The organism is Kitasatospora sp. NBC_00240, from assembly GCF_026342405.1.
Lineage (GTDB): Bacteria > Actinomycetota > Actinomycetes > Streptomycetales > Streptomycetaceae > Kitasatospora.
The window spans coordinates 8,837,662-8,851,611 of sequence record NZ_JAPEMU010000001.1 but is presented as its reverse complement, the minus strand read 5'-3'; the positions used below and the strand labels follow the sequence as shown (position 1 = coordinate 8,851,611).

13 protein-coding genes are annotated in these 13,950 nt (G+C 74.0%); 5 read left to right on the top strand and 8 right to left on the bottom strand.

Translation table 11 applies throughout. From position 1 onward, the window contains the following. Window positions 1–516: 516 nt before the first annotated feature. Complete coding sequence (locus tag OG689_RS37630) at window positions 517–1,956, bottom strand: helix-turn-helix transcriptional regulator (protein ID WP_266325977.1); 1,440 nt, start codon at window positions 1,954–1,956, stop codon at window positions 517–519. A gap of 128 nt (window positions 1,957–2,084) precedes the next feature. Between OG689_RS37630 and OG689_RS37625 the strand changes: the two genes are divergently transcribed. Continuing rightward, window positions 2,085–3,473, top strand: coding sequence for a M64 family metallopeptidase (locus OG689_RS37625; RefSeq protein WP_266325975.1), 1,389 nt, complete (start codon window positions 2,085–2,087; stop codon window positions 3,471–3,473). A 219-nt stretch (window positions 3,474–3,692) separates the two neighbouring features. Further along, window positions 3,693–4,502 (top strand): hypothetical protein, encoded by an 810-nt coding sequence (locus OG689_RS37620; RefSeq protein WP_266325974.1) that lies wholly within the window; start codon window positions 3,693–3,695, stop codon window positions 4,500–4,502. A 57-nt stretch (window positions 4,503–4,559) separates the two neighbouring features. Here the strand turns inward: OG689_RS37620 and OG689_RS37615 are convergent, their stop codons facing one another. Both OG689_RS37615 and OG689_RS37610 read right to left on the bottom strand, forming a co-directional pair. Further along, a complete protein-coding gene (locus OG689_RS37615; protein ID WP_266325972.1) occupies window positions 4,560–4,919 on the bottom strand; it encodes a barstar family protein in 360 nt (119 codons plus the stop codon). Then, window positions 4,897–5,736 (bottom strand): hypothetical protein, encoded by an 840-nt coding sequence (locus OG689_RS37610; RefSeq protein ID WP_266325970.1) that lies wholly within the window; start codon window positions 5,734–5,736, stop codon window positions 4,897–4,899. The genes OG689_RS37615 and OG689_RS37610 overlap by 23 nt, the downstream gene beginning before the upstream one ends. A gap of 185 nt (window positions 5,737–5,921) precedes the next feature. On the opposite strand from OG689_RS37610, the gene OG689_RS37605 reads away from it, so the two are divergent. Continuing rightward, window positions 5,922–7,835 (top strand): M12 family metallo-peptidase, encoded by a 1,914-nt coding sequence (locus OG689_RS37605; protein ID WP_266325968.1) that lies wholly within the window; start codon window positions 5,922–5,924, stop codon window positions 7,833–7,835. A 138-nt stretch (window positions 7,836–7,973) separates the two neighbouring features. Here OG689_RS37605 and OG689_RS37600 read toward each other — a convergent pair whose 3' ends face one another. Both OG689_RS37600 and OG689_RS37595 read right to left on the bottom strand, forming a co-directional pair. Next, entirely contained in the window at window positions 7,974–9,038 is a 1,065-nt protein-coding gene (locus tag OG689_RS37600; protein ID WP_266325966.1) for a 2-dehydropantoate 2-reductase, read from the bottom strand. 99 nt (window positions 9,039–9,137) lie between these two features. Further along, window positions 9,138–9,947 (bottom strand): class II aldolase/adducin family protein, encoded by an 810-nt coding sequence (locus OG689_RS37595; protein WP_266325964.1) that lies wholly within the window; start codon window positions 9,945–9,947, stop codon window positions 9,138–9,140. A 185-nt stretch (window positions 9,948–10,132) separates the two neighbouring features. On the opposite strand from OG689_RS37595, the gene OG689_RS37590 reads away from it, so the two are divergent. After that, window positions 10,133–10,762, top strand: a complete 630-nt coding sequence (locus tag OG689_RS37590) for a TetR/AcrR family transcriptional regulator (protein WP_266325962.1) — start codon at window positions 10,133–10,135, stop codon at window positions 10,760–10,762. 121 nt (window positions 10,763–10,883) lie between these two features. Here the strand turns inward: OG689_RS37590 and OG689_RS37585 are convergent, their stop codons facing one another. Continuing rightward, a complete protein-coding gene (locus OG689_RS37585; RefSeq protein WP_266325960.1) occupies window positions 10,884–11,024 on the bottom strand; it encodes a hypothetical protein in 141 nt (46 codons plus the stop codon). Between the two features lie 427 nt (window positions 11,025–11,451). On the opposite strand from OG689_RS37585, the gene OG689_RS37580 reads away from it, so the two are divergent. Further along, window positions 11,452–12,027, top strand: a complete 576-nt coding sequence (locus OG689_RS37580; protein ID WP_266325958.1) for a GNAT family N-acetyltransferase — start codon at window positions 11,452–11,454, stop codon at window positions 12,025–12,027. 95 nt (window positions 12,028–12,122) lie between these two features. On the opposite strand, the gene OG689_RS37575 is transcribed toward OG689_RS37580, so the two are convergent. Continuing rightward, a complete protein-coding gene (locus tag OG689_RS37575) occupies window positions 12,123–13,256 on the bottom strand; it encodes a pyridoxal phosphate-dependent aminotransferase (protein WP_266325956.1) in 1,134 nt (377 codons plus the stop codon). Continuing rightward, the gene (locus tag OG689_RS37570; protein ID WP_266325954.1) at window positions 13,253–13,897 is read right to left on the bottom strand and encodes a PAS domain-containing protein; all 645 of its coding nucleotides are present in this window, start codon (window positions 13,895–13,897) and stop codon (window positions 13,253–13,255) included. Before OG689_RS37570 ends, OG689_RS37575 begins: the two co-directional genes overlap by 4 nt. Window positions 13,898–13,950: the final 53 nt, after the last annotated feature.

Genomic DNA, 13,950 nt, shown 5'->3' with positions numbered 1-13,950 from the left:
CCCCCGTGCAGAGTCGACCGGCCCAGCACTGCGGGCCGGTCGACTCTGTGTGCACCTGCACGGAGCGGGCCGGTCCTAGAGCAGGTCGGCGACCGCGTACAGCAGGTTCGCGACGGCGTCGGCCACGGGCTGGAGCAGGCCGAGAAGGCCACTGTTGAGGATCATGTTCTGCGTTCCTTGTCGGTGAGGCCCCCGGGTGGGGGCGCGCCATGTCCCCCCGGCTGATCACCCCCGGCTCATTCACTCAGCGCCGCATCGGACCGGCAACTCCGGCCCTGCCCGCCCGGTCGCCACCCCTGTTCCCGTACGGGTGACCGAGGGGCGCCGCGGCGGGCCGGGCGGACGCTCCAGGGCCCGGGACGCGCCAGGGGCAGCACGGGCCCCCGGCCCGGGGCGCACCCGGGCTCCCGCCGCGCGGAGCCTTGCGCCCTCCGGAGCAACGACCCCGTACCGGCGTCCGAGGCGTTCGGGTGCCCCCCCCGGGGCCGACCCCGGCCGGGGTCCCGCGGCCCGGCGCTACGGGTGCCCGGCCGCCCCGGAGCCACCGAGCCCGAGCGGAGGGGCCGCGGGCGCGGGCCCGAGCGTGGTGGTCCCGGGGGCGGCGCGGTGCCCCAGGCCGGTCCGGTAGACGTCCAGCGCCGCTTCCATCCGGCCGGTACGGCGCAGCAGGTCCCCCAGCAGCCGGCAGAGGTCGGCCAGGTCGCCGGCGGCTCCGGCGCGCTCCAGCAGCGACAGGGCGTTGACGTAGTGCTCCTCCGCGGCCTCGGTGTCACCGAGCTCCTCGGCGATCAGGCCGAGCAGGCGGTGCGCCCCGGCGGCGTGGACGGCGCCGCGCTCCGGACCGATCCGGCCCAGCAGGCTGCCGAGCAGCTCGCCGGCCTCGGCGGCGCGCCCCCGGCGGCGCAGCACGTCCGCCAGTTCGACCTCGACCTGGTCGGTGAACAGGGCGGCCTTGCGGGACGCCAGCATCGCCCGGGCGGTGCGCAGTTCGCTCTCGGCGCGGTCCAGCTCGCCGGCCTGCGCGTGGACGTACCCGCGCATCCAGTGGCACTTGGCGAGGTCGGCGCTGAGCCGCAGCCCCTGGTAGAGCTCCTGGGCCTTGGCCAGCGAGGCGTCGGCCTCGGCGGTGCGGCCTTCGGCGATCAGGGTCCGCGCGACGCTGCGGTGCATCCCGGCGACCAGGGCGGGGTCGGTGGCGCCGGGCGCCAGGGCGAGGGCCAGTTCGGCGGCCTGGGCGGCGCGGGCGTGCGCACCCATGTCCATGTAGGGCCCGATGGCGGCCGAGTAGAGCAGCAGCAGGGCGTCCGGGTCATGCAGGCCGCTCTCGTTGAGCCGGTCGATCGCGGTTTCCAGCAGGTAGCAGGCGTAGCGGAGTTCACCGGCGAGCAGGTGGGCCACGGCCCGGCCGCGGACGGCGGCCGCGCGGCGCGGCAGCGGCTCGCCGGCCTGCAGCCGTTCGGCCTCCTCGAAGTGCTCGCGGGCCTGGTCGAGGCGGCCGCTCTCCAGGGCGCACTCGCCGAGGCCGAGCAGGGCGGCGGGCTGGACGGCCGGCAGGCCGTGCCGGCGGGCCCGGTCCAGGCAGTCGGTGAAGCGTGCGGCCGCGTCGGCGGTGTCGCCGGCCGCCAGGGCGCCGTGCGCCTCGGTGAGGGCGAGCCGCAGCTCGGTGGCCAGGTGGGCGGGGCGGCCGGTGGCGAGTTCGTCGTAGGTGACGCCGAGTCGTTCGGCGAGGTGCCGCAGGGCCGGCTCGCTGGGCTTGACCCGGCCCGCCTCCAGGGTGGAGACGTACGCGGCGGTGTACGCGGGTTCGGCCAGTTTCCGCTGGGTGAGGCCCCGTTCGCGGCGGAGCCGGTGGACGCGGGCCCCGATGGCGGCCGCGTCGCGCTGGTCCGCGGGGGCTTCCTCGTCCGCCGCGGCCGCGGGCGTTCCGGCACCGTCCGTCCCGGTCCGCTGGGTCATGGCCGCCTCCTTCGTCGTTCGCTGCATTCTTCCCCGCACTGTTGCCCGAGGCGTAGGGGTGCCCTACATTAACTCCGCGCTTAAGTCTGATTAAGCGTCAAGTTAACATCAGCCAGGAGGTTGCTCCAGTGCGCAGAGCCCCTTTCACCGCCATGGCCCTGGCCGGCCTCACCGCCCTGGCGGTGCTCGGCCCGACCGGCGCCCCGGGTGCCGCGGCCACCCCCACCCCGGCCCCGGCCCCGGCCGTCAACGCCTTGGCCGTCACCGGTACTGACGCTCCGACGACGGCACCGCGCGTCCACCAGGTCGAGGTCTTCGGCGAGGACGGCAGCATCGGCCGCACCCGGGTGCCGGCCGCCTCCCCCTTCGCCCCCGACCCGTCGGGCGGCCGGGTGCAGGGCCGAGGGGCACCCGGGAGCGCCGCTGCGGACGACGGCACCGTGACCCCGATCGTGCACAACGGCGGCACCGACGCCAAACTCGACGTCGTCGTCGTCGGCGACGGCTACACCGCCGCCGAGCAGGACAGGTTCCGCGCCGACGCGGCCGCGAAGTGGCAGGAGATCACCGCCGTCGAGCCGTACGCGACGTACCGCTCGCTGTTCAACGTCTGGGCCGTGGACGCCGTCTCCGCCGAGTCGGGCGTCTCCGGCGACCCCGACCGGGCCACCGTCCGCAGCACCGCTCTCGGCTCCTGGTTCTGGTGCGAGGAGGTGGAGCGCCTGCTGTGCGTGGACACCGACGCCGCCGATCGGTACGCGGCCAAGGCGCCCCAGGCCGACCTTGTCCTCGTCGTCGCCAACAGCGCCAAGTACGGCGGCGCCGGCTACAACGACGTGGTGTCGCCGCTCGGGTACTCGGGCATAGCCACGGTGGCCGGCGGCAACGCCAAGTCCGGCCAGATCGCGGTGCACGAGACCGGCCACTCGCTCGGCAAGCTCGCGGACGAGTACTCCTACGAGGACGGCGGCGCCTACCAGGGCGACGAACCGCCGGAGGCCAACCTCACCGAGCTGACGGCGTCCCAGCTGCGACGCACCCACAGCAAGTGGTACCGCTGGCTCGGCCGCACCTCACCCGACGGCGGCACCGTCGGCACCTACGAGGGCGGCGGCTACCACCCGCTCGGGCTCTACCGGCCCACCGACAACTCGATCATGCGGTCGCTGGGCCGGGAGTTCAACCTCCCCGGCCGCGAGGCCATGATCGGCGGCTTCTACCGGTACGCCTCGGTGCTGGCCAGCGCCACCCCCGCCGATGCCGTCCTCGGCCGGGACGACCGGCTCACCGTCGACCTGGCGACCCCCGACACCCGGCTGCGCTGGTTCGTCGACGGCCGGGAGGTCCGGTCGCTGAGCGGCCGCACCACCGTCCAGGTCGGCGCCCTCGGCCTCACCGGGCCCAAGGGCCTGCGGCACCGCCTCACGGCGGTGGCGACCGACCCGACCCCGGACGTGCTCGACCCGGAGCTGCGCGACTCCCTGACCGACTCGCTGTCCTGGCAGGTCACCCGCTGAGCCGCCGGGCCCGGCGCCCACCGGGGCGGCGGGCCCCGCCCGCGGGTACGGACGGTGGGCGGGCGCCGGGGGCCGGGACGCGCCGGGTACGGACACAGGGGAACGCGCCCGGAGTCCCCACCTACCGGACCGAACGCCCCCGCCGGGCGGAGAATGGACCGGCCGACCGTCGCACCGCAGGCCACCGCCCTTCTCCCCCGGCCGGCCTCGGAGGAATCCTTGCGCATCACCGACGCCCGCACCGGCCGCAGCACCGAGATCCGTCCCCGCCGGGCCGGACTGCTCCGGGTCCGCACCCTGGTCGGCCGGCCCGGCCACCCGTTCGACCTCGGCGACCTGCGCGCCCTGCTGGTCACCGACCTGCTGCTGCGCGCCGCCGAGATCCGCCACCTCCAGGTCACCACCTCCCTGGGCCACCCGGCCACCGCACCGCAGGAGGTCAAGCTGCTCCGGCGGGACGCGGGCCTGCTGGGCATCCACCCGCCGGCCGACGAGGACACCGGCCCGGGCGACCTGGAGGTACGGGCCCACCGGGCGCAGCCGGCCGAGCCGCCGGACACCTCGGCGGTCGCCCCGGACGCGGCCGGGCAGCCGCCGCGCATCGAGGTCGGGTCGGTGACGGCGCCCTTCCCCCCGGACGTGTCCGGGCTGCCGAGCCCGCTGGCCGCCCTGTCCCTGGCCGGCCCCGAACCGCTGGCCGTCCGCCTCGCCCTGTTCGCCGCGCCCCACCACGCGCCCGTCGAACTCACCGCCGAGTCGCTCGCCGAGGCCCAGGCCACCTTGCATCGGTGGCGCCGGGTGGTCGCCGAGGCGGCCCGGACGGTCTCCAGGCCGCCGTTCGCCGACGCCGTGCAGCGCGCCTTCGACGGCTTCGCGGACGACCTGGACCCGGCACCGGCGCTGCGGGTGCTGGACGAGCTGAGCACCCGCCCCGAACTCCCGACGGGCGCCGTCTTCGAGACCTTCGTCCGGGTGGACCAGGTGCTCGCCCTGGAGCTGAGCCGCGACGTCGGCTGGTCACCCCGGTAGCGGTGGCGGCCGGGCGGCCCTGCAGCCCCCTCCGCCCACCGGCGGTCACCGACCGGGTCAGCGCAGCAGCACCTCGATCCGGTGGTCGGCGAAGACCTTCAAGATCTTGTCGAAGTAGTTGTGGAACCGCCCGTCCCAGGGGCTGATCAGGTTGCCCAGGTGCCGGCGGGCGACGTGCGAGGCGTGCCAGGCGAGGGTGAAGGGGGCGGTGGCTCCGAACCCGCCGCCCAGGCAGTCGTCCAGGGCGTCCAGGTTGCAACCGAAGTAGCCGCCGGGGCCGTTGACCGCCTCGCCGAGGGCGCACCAGAAGCCGGCCGCCTCGGTGGCGTGCCGGCCGTCCAGGTGGAAGGTGCGGCCGGGCGGCTGGACGGGACGAGAGGGCCCGCAGCCGGAGTCACGTACGAGCGCGAGCCACACGTCGCGGCCGGCGGCGTCGAAGTGCGCCCAGCTGCCGACGGTTGTGGGGGGGACCGGCGAGCCAGGCCTCGACGGCGGGTCGGAGCCATGGCGCGGGGGCGTCCCAGGGGGTCCCGCGCAGGACGAGGTCGAGCGGCCCCGCACCGGACCGCGCCGGGGGCCAGGCGACCACCTCGGTGGGAAAGCACCAGGAGGCGGCCGCCACGCCGGTCGGATCGAGCGCCGTCAAGGTGACCTCTTCGTAGCGGCGGGCGCGCCGCCCGGGCGCGGACAGCGCCGCCGCCAGCTCCCCGCCCACGGCGCAGTCCAGCAGCCGCAGCTCCGCCTCGTCCTCGGTCTCCGCCGGGAGCAACGCGACCAGGTCACGGCAGTCGGCCAGCCACCGGCGTCCGTCGTGGAGACGGACGCCGTCGGTGAGGTGAGGATCGGCGGGTGCGTCGTCCGGGTCGTCGACCGCCGACACGGCCAGGTCCACCAGGGTCCGGTCGACCCTGCTCGGCCGGTGACCGAGCAGGCGGACGTCGACAAGTCGCCAGGGGTGGAGCCCGTCCCCGTCCTCCGGGCACTGCCGCTCGGCAACGGGCTGCACCCACAGGTCGCCGAGCCGGATCCGGTCCGGGTCACCGGCGAGTGCCTCGGCCAGCCGGCCAGCCGGCCGGCACCCGATCAGTTCGAACGGCCGCCGCGGCGGGTCGACGAAGAGTCCGTCGACCCGCGCGCAAACGGCGAGCAGGGTGGCGGCCCGCGTCAGGCCGAGCGCGAACCGGGGCGGGCCGGCGGGCCGGGACGCGTCCGCCGGCCATCGATACGTCGTCATCGTCGGCCACCCTAAGGGCCCTTGGCCGCACCGGAACGGGATTTCGTAGCGCCGGGCTCCGGCGGGCGGTCCGCCACGGACCGGCCACCGGGGGCGCCCGGCGTCGGTTCGTCCGAGGAGCCGTCGGAGTGACAGCACGCCGTGCCGTGACAGGATGCGATCAAGTCAGCACCTAACGTGACAGCATGAATGTACATCGCTCTCTCGGCGCCGCAGACGGGCCGGGCATCTTCGACATGCCCCGCCGAAGCAGGTTCGCGGCGCTCTTCGTGCTGGCTCTGGCCCTGCTCACCTTCATCGCGGTGATCACGCCCGCCGCGGCCGCGCGCCGGGCGGGCGGCACCGTGACCGTGTTCTTCGACAACAAGAGCGACCGCGACGTGACGGCCGCCAGCGCCACCCAGCCCGAGGGCTGCGTGATCCCCTTCGTGCCGTCCACGATCCCGGCCGGCACCTCGGCGAGCTGGACCGTCGCGCCGTGCAACTCCGCCTACGGCGCCAAGGCGACCGTCAACCTCTTCGTCCAGGGCGAGGGCAACGCGACCCTCCAGGTGGGTTGGGACGTCCCGCTCACCGGAGCGAACACCTTCACCGAGACCGCGCCCACCGGCTACGTGATCAGCCACACCGGCGGCACCGACCCGGAGACCCCGGTCCGGTTCGCCTTCGACTGCAACTCCAAGACCTGCGACGGCATCCCCGACGCGTGGAAGCTGAACGGCGTCACCCTCGACCCGGGCGACGGGAGCCCCAGCAAGTTCATCGACCTGAAGAAGATGGGCGCCGACGTCAACAAGCCCGACGTCTTCATCCAGCTGGACTGGATGTCCGACACCACCCACAGCCACGCGATCGCCCCCGCCGCGATCAAGCAGGTGGTGGACGCGTTCAAGAACGCGCCGTACAGCAAGCGACAGACCGGCACCGGCATCAACCTGCACATCGACGCCGGGCCCGACAGCATCATGGACTTCGCCAACAACACCACCTGGGGCACCCTCAGCCAGGCGAAGATGCTGACCGAGACGACCAACCTGGGCACCAAGGCCGACGGCCTGTACCAGTGGAACGCCTTCACCGCGCTGAAGAACGCCACGGGCGGGTTCCGCAGCACCGCACGGGCGCCGATCTTCCACTATGCGATCTCGGCCCACAAACTGGAGGTAGGCACCAACTCCAGCGGCATCTCCGCGGGTACCCCCGGCAGCGACTTCATCGTCAGCCTGGGCGGCTTCACCAACCAGGTCGGCACCGTCGCCGAGCAGGCCGGCACGCTGATGCACGAGTTGGGCCACAACCTCGGCCTGCGGCACAGCGGCGACTCCGACCTGCCCAACCACGAGCCGCAGTACTTCAGCGTGATGAACTACAGCTACCAGTTCGGCCTGGCCACCGGCACCACCACCGGACTGGTCGACTACTCCCGGCAGAACCTCTCGCTGAACGAGACCACCCTGGACGAGCGCGTCTACCCGCCGACCAGCCCGCTCTACGACGTCAGCCACTACTGCCCCGGTGTCGACGGTACGGTCGGCAAGTTCGTGACCGTCCCGTCGAGCAAGGCCGCGGTCGACTGGGACTGCAACGGCAGGATCGCCACCAGTACGGTCAGCGTCGACGTCAACGGCGACACCCAGCGGACCTCGCTGGCCGGGCACGACGACTGGGGCGTCCTCCAGCTGCGCGGCGGCTCGGTCGGCCACCAGGGCGCGAACTCCGGCGTGTCGGCGCCGACCCTGGACAACGAGGCCACCCCGGAGGACGAGGCCATGGACCTCCCGGTGGACACCACTCCCCCGGTGACCACGGCCACCACCCGCCCGCCGCACACCCACAAGCAGGGCGGTGACCACCAGGAGGAGGTCGTCGTCACCCTCAGCGCGACGGACGACATCTCGGGTGTGGCGCTGACCGAGTACAACCTCGACGGCGCCGGCTGGACGACGTACACCGGCCCGGTCACGGTGCGCGGCCAGGGCGTGCACGAGCTGCTCTTCCGCTCGGTCGACCGCGCGCAGAACCAGGAGGCGGACCAGCGCCTGGTGCTGCCGATCGACTGCGACTCCGAGTGGAAGCAGGAGCCGGGCGCCGCGAGCTGACCCCGCACCACCTGCCCGTTCCTCCCCTCTCCACCCGCCCCCGGGCCGACTCCTCGGCCCGGGGGCCCGCTTGTCGGGCCTGCTCGTCCAGGCCTGCATCGTCCGGGGCCGCGAGCCGGGGGTCGCGAGCCGGCCGCGCTATCCGGCGGCCCCGGTGAGTTCGGCCAGCAGGTCCCGGCCGCTCCACCGTCGTGCCGTGCCGGCGGCGGCGGTCTCCGCCTCCCGGACGAGCTCCACCAGCCGGGCGTTGGCCGGGGCCGCCAGGCCGAACTGCCCGGCCAGGGTGACGATCTCGCCCTGCAGGGTGTCGATCTCGGTGGTCCGGCCGCGCTGCAGGTCCTCCCACATCGAGGAGCGGGCCTGCCCGTCGATCCGCAGTGAGGCCCCCGCCAGCCGGCGGAACAGCCCGTCGGGCAGGCGCAGTACGGCCGGCGTCCAGGCCGGCGGCACCGGGCCCAGCCGGGCCGGGCGGACGCCGGCCGCCCGGAAGGCCGCGAGCGCCTCCCGCTGGCACCGGGCGAGGCAGGCACGGTAGTGGCGGCCGCCGAGCTGTTCACGCAGCGGCAGGCCGGACAGCGCGTTCACGGCGTTGTTGAGGTTCATCAGCAGCTTCGCCGCCTGCACCGCCGCCATGTCCCGGCGCAGCTCCAGCCGGAGCCCGGCCGCCGCGGCCGCCGCGGCCAGCCCGTCACCGTCCGAACCACCGCCGGCCGCCGGACCGCCCGCGTCCAGCATCACCTGCCCGCCGCTGCCCTGATGGAAGGCGGCCGGGCCGGTACGCACCACGTTGTACGGGACCATGCCGGCCAGCACCCGGCGGCCGGGGAGTCCGGCGCGCAGCACCCGGGGGTTGTGCAGGCCGTTCTGGAAGCTGGCCACCACCGTGCCGGGGGCGAGGTGCCCGGCGAGGTCGCGGGCGGCGGCGGCCGTGTCGTTGCTCTTGACCGCCACCAGCACCCAGTCGGCGGCGGCCGCGGCCGCCGCGTCGGTGGCGAGCGTGAGGTCGTCGATCTCGCGGCGGGCCTCGCCGGGGCCGGTCAGCGTCAGCCCCAGCCGCCCGATCTCGTCCATCGCGGCCGGTCGTCCGATCAGCGTGACGTCGGCGACCGCGGCGAGCATGCCGCCAAGGTGGCAGCCGATGCTGCCGGCGCCGAGTACGGCGATCCGCAGGCGCGGTGGGGCGGGGACGGCGTCGGTGGGCACGGGCGGTTCCTCCGGACGGGGCGGGCGAATCAGGGGCGGCGTGGAGTGGGACGCGGCGGGTGGGGCCGGGCGGGTGGGACGCGGCGGGTGGGGCGGCCGTCAGCCGAAGAGGTCCGGGTCGGAGGCGGTGATCTGGTCCCAGAGCGGCCGGGCCTGGAACCAGCCCGCGAGGTGCGAGCCGATCTGCGCCCGGGTGGTCAGCGCGGTCTCGCGGTCGATCAGCCTGGGCGTGCCGGCGGCCATCGCGAGCAGCTGGGCCTGGCAGGACCGCTCCATGGTGATGAACCACCAGACCGCCTCCGCCACCGAGTGGCCGACGGTGAGCAGGCCGTGGTTCTGCAGGATGACGGCCTTGTGGCCGCCGAGCGCGGCGCCGATCCGCTTGCCCTCCTCGACCTCGTTGACCACGCCCCGGTAGTCGCTGTAGAGGCCGTGGTCCTCGAAGAAGGCGCAGGCGTCCTGGGTGATCGGGTCGAGCGGGACGCCGAGGCTGGAGAAGGCCTTCCCGTACAGCGAGTGGGAGTGTGCGGCGGCGATCGCGTCGGGGCGGGCGGCGTGTACCTGGGAGTGGATGACGAAGGCGGCGCGGTTCACCGGGCGGCTGCCGTGCAGGAGGGTGCCCTCGTGGTCGACCAGGACCAGGTCGGAGGCCTTGATCTGCTGGAAGCTCATCCCGAACGGGTTCACCCAGAACCACTGCGGGTTCTCCGGGTCACGCACGGTGATGTGCCCGGCGACCCCCTCGGAGAACCCGAAGCGGCCGAACAGCCGGAATCCGGCGGCGAGTTGTTCCTTGCGGTACCGGCGTTCCGCGGGCACCGAGTCGAAGGTCGGCGGCATCGGCAGGGTGACCCCCTCCGGCACGGGTCCGACGACGGCGGCCAGGGCGGACGGCAGTGTGGCGCTCATGACAGCTCCAGGGGTCAGCGACGGTGCGGACAGCTCGAAAGATACATCGCTGTATCGGATACGCCAATGCATCCGCGCCGTCGATCCGGGCGGTATCGTGACGGACGAACGAACGAACGGACACCGTCGCCCCGCAGCGCGCGGCGTCACCCGCCGTCGCACCGCACCGCTCGGAGAGGGAGCCCATGCCCAGGGGAGTGACCAAGCGCCGCCCGCGCACCCGCGCCGCCCTGCTCGCGGCCGCACTGGAGGTCTTCGCCGAGTACGGCTTCCACGCCGCCCCGATCGAGCAGATCTGCGAACGGGCCGGCTTCACCAGGGGCGCCTTCTACTCGAACTTCAGCAGCAAGGAGGAACTCTTCCTCGCGCTGTTCGACGAGCACAGCGAACGGGTCGTCGCCCGGATCACCACCCTGGTCGACTCGATCGCCACCGAGAACCTCACCCTGCAGGGCCTGGTGGAGGTCCTCGCCGACATCGAGCCCGCCGAACGCGACTGGTACCTGGTCACCACCGAGTTCACCCTGTACGCCATCCGCGACCCGCAGGCCGGCTGGGCCCTCGCCCAGCACGACGCCCGCCTGCGCGCGGAGATCGCCCGCTGCCTCACCGAGCACCTCGCCCGGGCCGGCCGCACCCTCACCGTGGACGCCGACGAACTCGCCCGGCTCCTGATCGCGATCCGCGAGGGCGGACTGGCACAGAGCTACGTCGAACCGGAGCAGCTCCCGCCAGGCCAGCTCGAACGCCGCTTCCTCGTCCCCCTGTTGACCGCCCTCACCAGCGAGCGGACGGACCTGCCCGGCCCGGGCTGACACCCCGCTCCCCCGGTCGGCCGGGGATCCGGACCGGGACGGCCGATCCCCGTCCCGTCACCGCTCACCGACCGGCCGGACACACCCGGCCGACCGCTCGACGCGCCGGTGGCGACAGGCTTCAGGAGGGTGTCCCGGCCGGTGGGGTGTTGTGGGCCACGACGAGCCGGGACATCCGGTGCAGCCGGTGCCAGATCTGCGGGCTGTCGTCCTCGGTGAGCTCGGGCAGGATCCTGTCGAGCTCACCGAGGAGGAACCTCACCGTCCCCGTCCCCCGCTCGTGGAGGGACCCGCCGTTGGTGACCCAGGTGTACGTACAGCCCCCAGCCTGGTCTCCAGCGACGCCAGATCGACGCCCGCCACCTCAAGTCCGTCCAACCGCTTGGGCCACGGCTCGCTCCGATGTTCCTCCCACAAGCCCGCCACCACGGCCACCGGGTCTTCGACAGCATCCATGCCCCCATCCTCGCGGGGGCGTCGGCCCGACGTAAGGGCGGATCCGGCCCTCCGCCCGAAGCGGTCGCACGACCCGGTCACGGGATGCGGGAGGCTCGCCGCCGCCCGAGGGGCCGCACTTCACCCCGCGCCGGTCCGATCCGGCTCCCCGGACGACCGAGGGCCAGGCCTGAGGGCAGCCGGGCTCCGAAATCCCGTTGCCGACAGGAGCGGCCACCCACGATTCTCCCGGCATGGACATTCCGCAGCAGGTGATCGAACTGGACGGCCTGACCCTGCGCCGCTTCGACGGCGAGGCAGACCTCCCGGAGTTCTTCCGGGTGATCGAGGAGTCGCTGGAGCACCTGCGCGCCTGGATGCCCTGGGTGGCCGAGCACAGCCGGGCCAGGACGGCCGAGTTCCTGGCCCGCCGCCCGGAGCGCTGGGCGAGCGGCGAGGAGTACACCTACGCGATCGTGCTGGACGGCGCGATCGTCGGCGTCTGCGCGCTGTTCCGGCGCGGCGACACCCCGGCGAACGGCCGCGAGATCGGCTACTGGCTGCACCCCGCCGCCACCGGCCGTGGGCTGGTCACCCGGGCCGCCCGCGCCGTGGTCGAACAGGCCTTCCGGCTCCCCGGCGTGGACCACGTCGAGATCGTCCACGACCTGGCCAACCACGCCAGCGGCGCCGTCCCGGCCCGGCTCGGCTTCTCCGAACACCTCCGGCGCCCCGCCGAGCGCCGCGCCCCGGCCCAGACCGGCGAGAACCTGATCTGGCGGATCACCCGCGAACTCCCGAAGACCCCGGCCGTCCCCGAGGCCGGTTGACGGGCGCGGGCCGCAGTTCCGCGCCCGGCGGCGGGGTGCACCGCGGCCCGGCCCGGGAATCCCGGGGCCGGGCGCGGCCAGGCCCAAGGGCACGGTCAGCGACGCTCGCGCAGCCAGCGGGCGAAGGCGTCCAGCCCGTCCTGCGGGTTGCCGCGGCCCACGCCGATGCGGAAGCGGTCGGTGGGCGTGGGGGTGAGCTCGGACCGGTAGATGCCGGCCGGCAGCAGCAGGACGCCGGCCTCCTCCACCAGGCGGGTGCAGAACTCCTCGACGCCGTCCCGGCCGAGGTACCGGGGGTAGGCGACGCAGCCGCCGTCCGGGGCACGCCACTCGAAGAGGTCCTCGAACTCGGCGAAGAAGGCGTCGAAGAGCGGCAGATTGGCGGCGATCAGGGCCCGGTTGCGCTCCAGGATCGTGCCACCGGCCTTCAGCGCGATCCGGGCCAGCACCTCGCTCGGGGCGGAGTTGCAGATCGTGGTGTAGTGCTTGGCCCGTTCCAGGCGCGCGCGCAGGTCGCGGTCTCGGCAGGTGATCCAGCCGATCCGCAGGCCCGGCAGGCCGAGCGACTTCGAGGTCACGTTCAGCGAGAGGGCGCGCTCCGAGAGGTCCGCGGCGTTCGGCAGGGTGCGGGTCCGGTCACGCTCCAGTCCGCGGTAGACCTCGTCACTGAACAGGTGGATGCCGCGTTCGTCGCACAGCCGGACCAGTGCGCCGAACTCGTCGGCGCCGATGACCTTGCCGGTCGGGTTGTTGGGGAAGTTGACGGACACCACCCGGGTGTTCGGACGGATCGCCGTGGCGACCTGGTCCAGGTCCAGCGCCCAGTCCCGCGCCGGGTCGAGGGCCACGCCGGTGACCTCGCAGAGTGCGAGCGGCACCGTCTCGGCCGCCTGGTAGTTGGGGGTCAGCACCACCGCGTGGTCGTCGGCCCCGAGCAGTACGTTCATCGCCAGGTAGAGGGCCTCCTCGGCGCCGGCGAAGCAGATCACGTCGTCGGCGCCGGCGTGCTCGTAGGTGGCCGCGATCGCCTCGCGCAGACCCGGGTCGCCGAAGGTCTCGGTGTAGCCGAGGGACAGGTTCTCGAAGGCCTCGACGTCCTTGTCGTCGGCCAGCGCGAGCAGTTCCGCCAGCGTCATGGTCTGCGCGTCGGAGGCGGTGAGGTGGTGGCGGGCGGTGAACTCCCAGCGGGAGAACCAGGTTTCCAGGCGGAAGTCCGGCAGTCGGGTCACGAGCTGGTCCTTCGGTCGCGGTGTTCGGCGAGCAGGGCGTAGACGGTCGAGCGGGAGGCCTTCAGGGCGGCGGCGACGACCGGTGTCGCCCGGCGCACCGCGAAGACGCCGGCCTGGTCCAGCCGTCCGACCACGGCGAGGCGGTCCTCGCGTCCGAACCGCTCGACGGGCCGACCGGACTCCCGAACGTAGCTGCCGACGGTGTGCTGGACGCGGTCGGCCCAGTCCTGCTCGAACAGTGGCTCCGGCCGCTGCACGGTGGGGGCGGCGAAGCCCGCCAGGACGGCGGCGGCCTCCTCCAGCGGGGTCCGGTCGAGGTTGATGCAGAGCACCGCCGACGGCTCGCCGTCGGCATCGCGCAGGACGGCGCTGACCGAGGACAGCCGCCGCCCGTCGGCCAGCACCTTCTCGTAGGGGCCGAACACGTCCTGTTGCGTCGGATCGAGCGCGTCCAGCTCGCCCAGCAGCGACGGGTCACCACGCTGGCGGGCGGTCATCGGGTTCCAGATCCCGAGCACCCGGTCCGTCCCCGGGTCGTGCAGGACCACCTCCGCGTACGGCCCGAGCAGCAGGACGACGGCTTGGCACACCGGCGCCCACATCCGGACACGCGGGTCCTGTCCCACCTCTGCATCTGCCATGTTCGGACTGTACGTCCAGTTCGGACGAACTGTCCAGGCCGAGGGCGGGCGGT